Source organism: Rhodococcus sp. NPDC054953 (assembly GCF_053609225.1).
Window position 1 is genome coordinate 1 of record NZ_JBSGXD010000003.1, and the last position, 3,259, is coordinate 3,259.

Consider the following 3,259-nt stretch of genomic DNA (forward strand, 5'->3'; position numbering starts at 1 on the left):
GTCGCGGTGGTCGCCGTGCTGATCGTCGCCACGATGACCCGAACCCGAACCCGGCCGCTGGCGTGAAATCGGCAGAAGGACCGCTACGCTCGGTCACCGGGACCAGCAGTCGGGCAGCAGCGGGAGGTCGAGCGGTGGGCGGCAACACACAGCGCAGGAACATTCTGATCACCGGCGCCAGCTCCGGGCTCGGGCGGGGCATGGCCCGCGAGTTCGCGGCGCGCGGACGCAATCTCGCCTTGGCGGCGCGGCGCACCGACCGGCTCGAGGAACTGCGCGACGAACTGCTGACCGCGCACCCGGGCATCACCGTCGCGATCCGTACCCTCGACGTCAACGACCACGACGACGTGTTCACGGCGTTCATGGAACTCGACGCCGAGCTCGGCGGCCTGGACCGGGTGATCGTCAACGCCGGACTCGGCAAGGGACAGCCGTTGGGCACCGGGTACTTCCGGGCCAATGCCGCGACCGCGTCCACCAACGTCCTCGGCGCGCTCGCCCAGGCCGAGGCGGCGCTGGAACTGTTCCGCCCGCGCCGCGCCGGGCACCTGGTGCTGGTGTCGTCGGTGAGTGCGGTGCGCGGGATGCCGCGCAACCTGACCACCTACGCGGCCTCGAAGGCCGCGGTCGCCTCGCTCGGCGAGGGCCTGCGGGCGGACCTGGCGGGCAGCGGAATCGCGGTGACCACGCTGCTGCCCGGGTTCATTCGGTCGGAGATGAACGAGAACATCAAGAAGGTGCCGCTGATCGTCGACACGGAGACGGGCTGCCGGGCAATGGTGAAGGCCATCGAACGCGAGGCGCACCGGGCCGCGGTGCCGGGCTGGCCGTGGGCGCCGCTGTCCGTCGCGATGCGGGTCCTTCCGCTGTCGGTCGTCGCGAGGATGACCTGATCCCGCGCCCCCGCACCCGGCTCCAGCATTGAATGGGGGTTCATGTGCCATCCGCCGCGGGCGAATGACACATGAACCCCCATTCATCGGAGCGGGAGGGCGGCTACGGCACCGGCGGCGACTTCATCTGTCCGAGCAGGACGCGGGCCGCGTCCTTGGCCTGCGCGGCAGGGGTTGGTGACCCCGAGATCGCGGCGGTGGCCATCGCGCCGTTGGCGAGCAGCGCGAGCTGATCGGCCAGCCCCTCCGGCCGGTCCGCCGCGCGGACGAGGTCGCGCAGACAGTCGAGGAAGGCCGCCTTGTGGGTGCGGGCGATGTCGGCGACGACGGCGTTGCTGCCGCCTAGCTCACCGAAGGTATTGATGAAGGTGCATCCGCGGAAGTCGTCTCGGCGGAACCAGTCGTCCAGGTAGTCGAACACTCCGAGGATCCGCTCGCGGGGGTCGGCGTACGGCGCGAGGAAGCCGACGATCTCGTCGCGCACCGCGTGGTCGCGCCGCCGCAGCATCGCCTCGACAAGCCGCTCCTTCGACGGATACAGCTGGTAGAGCCGTTTGAGGGAGACGCCCGAGCGGGTACGGATCGCGTCCATTCCCACGGCCTGGACGCCGTGCTCGTTGAACAGCTCCTCCGCGGCGTCGAGCAGTCGCACATCGGCAGTGTCCGAATCCATTTCGCCTCACCCCTTGCATGGAGAACCAACGTTCTTTACTGTACACCCCAGCGGGAGAACGACCGTTCTCTCCTTGAGTGGTCACGGAGGGCTCATGTCCAGCTTCGACACCCGACATCGCACGACACTCGTGGACGGCCGTGAGGTCTTCTATCGCGAGGCAGGAGATCCGAGCCGGCCCACAGTGGTTCTGTTGCACGGATTTCCGACCAGCTCGCACATGTTCCGCAACCTGATGCCCGCCCTCGCGGACGAGTACCACCTGATCGCTCCGGACCACATCGGCTTCGGCCGGTCGGAGAGCCCCACGGTCGACGAGTTCGACTACAGCTTCGACCACCTCGCCGAGGTGACGGCCTCGTTGCTCGGCCAGCTCGGTGTCGACCGGTTCGCGCTGTACGTCCACGACTACGGAGCGCCGATCGGTTTGCGCATCGCCGCTGAGCACCCGGAGCGTGTCACCGCGCTGATCACCCAGAGCGGGAACGCCTACCGCGAGGGATTCACACCGTTCTGGGACGTGCTGTTCGCTCATGCGGGTGACCGGGAGGCGCACGAACCGGCGGTGCGTGAGCTCCTCGACGTTGCCGCGACGCGATGGCAGTACACCCACGGGGTCCCCGACGACCGGTTGGACCGGATCGCTCCCGAAACGTGGCTGACGGATCAAGCCGGCCTGGATCGTCCGGGTAACAAGGAGATTCAGCTTCAGCTGTTCTGGGACTACCAGTTCAACCTCGACCGGTATCCCCTGTTTCAGGAGTACTTCCGCACCCACCGGCCGCCGACCCTGGTGGCCTGGGGTCGGGACGACGAGATCTTCGGCTCGGCCGGGGCGGAGGCGTTCGCGGCGGACCTGCCGGACGCGGAGATCCACCTGCTCGACACCGGCCACTTCGCGCTGGAGACCCACCTCGACGAGATCGCCGGCCTGATGCGCGACTTCCTGCGGCGCACGGCCTGACTCGCCCCGACCCTTCCCGGAGGAATAGTGACGATGACCGTCCGCACCCGGGCCGCGGCCCTGATCGAGCAGCGGGGATCCGGCACGTCGGCGCTGTCGGCGGGCATCACGGCGCTGCTCGTCATCGTGTGCCTCGTCGCCGTCGAACGCCTGCTCGGACTGGAGGTGTTCGCCTTGCCGTTCGTGGCCTCGGCCGCGCTGATAGCGTTGGCGCCGAGCGCTCCCGCGGCCCGTCCGGGCGCCGTCCTGCGCGCCTACCCGGTCGCCGCGGTGGGAGCCATGCTGATCACCGCAGCCGTCGGAGCGTCCGAGGTGGCGGTGACCGCGTCGGCGGTGTGGGCGGTCATCGCGATGGCGGTCCTGCGCGCCCCGCACGTGCCTGCCGCGCTGTGCGCTGCCGGAATCGGGCTCACCGATCCGGGATTCGGCTACCTGGCGCACACCCTTGTGCCCGCCATGGCGGTAGTGGTCGCCGCGTCGGTGGCCGCAGGTCCCGCCGCTCGTGCGTCGCTGAGTCGCTGGGTTCGGCACCCGTGGTTCGCCGGTCGGCGTCGCCCGGCGACCTTCACCGGTTGAGGCGGATCCTGGACCACACTGCCGTGGGGGTCGCCGGACGTCGCGCCGAAAACGACTGTGGCGGGGGGGGGGGGGCCTGGGGCCCACCCCCCCCCCCGCAGTGGTTGTAGGCCGGTTCTGCTCCGCCCCCACCAGGAAAGAACCGGCGGC

At 69.7% G+C, this 3,259-nt stretch carries 4 protein-coding genes; 3 read left to right on the top strand and 1 reads right to left on the bottom strand.

Translation table 11 applies throughout. From position 1 onward, the window contains the following. The first annotated feature begins 134 nt into the window (after nt 1-134). Nucleotides 135-896 carry an SDR family oxidoreductase gene (locus tag ACWF62_RS03020; protein WP_452629375.1) on the top strand — a complete coding sequence of 254 codons (762 nt, stop codon included), beginning with the start codon at nt 135-137 and terminating at the stop codon, nt 894-896. Nucleotides 897-999: 103 nt separating this feature from the next. Here the strand turns inward: ACWF62_RS03020 and ACWF62_RS03025 are convergent, their stop codons facing one another. Continuing rightward, a complete protein-coding gene (locus tag ACWF62_RS03025) occupies nt 1,000-1,569 on the bottom strand; it encodes a TetR/AcrR family transcriptional regulator (RefSeq protein ID WP_378508612.1) in 570 nt (189 codons plus the stop codon). 94 nt (nt 1,570-1,663) lie between these two features. Between ACWF62_RS03025 and ACWF62_RS03030 the strand changes: the two genes are divergently transcribed. Further along, on the top strand, nt 1,664-2,533 hold the full coding sequence (locus tag ACWF62_RS03030) for an alpha/beta fold hydrolase (RefSeq protein WP_378508611.1): 870 nt from the start codon (nt 1,664-1,666) through the stop codon (nt 2,531-2,533). Nucleotides 2,534-2,566: 33 nt separating this feature from the next. Beyond that, entirely contained in the window at nt 2,567-3,109 is a 543-nt protein-coding gene (locus tag ACWF62_RS03035) for an HPP family protein (RefSeq protein ID WP_378508610.1), read from the top strand. Nucleotides 3,110-3,259 lie beyond the last annotated feature (150 nt).

Bases quoted from the DNA above. Each gene is read 5' to 3' on its own strand.
- ACWF62_RS03025 (WP_378508612.1), bottom strand. From the start codon at position 1,569: ATGGATTCGGACACTGCCGATGTGCGACTGCTCGACGCCGCGGAGGAG.
- ACWF62_RS03030 (WP_378508611.1), top strand. From the start codon at position 1,664: ATGTCCAGCTTCGACACCCGACATCGCACGACACTCGTGGACGGCCGT.
- ACWF62_RS03035 (WP_378508610.1), top strand. From the start codon at position 2,567: ATGACCGTCCGCACCCGGGCCGCGGCCCTGATCGAGCAGCGGGGATCC.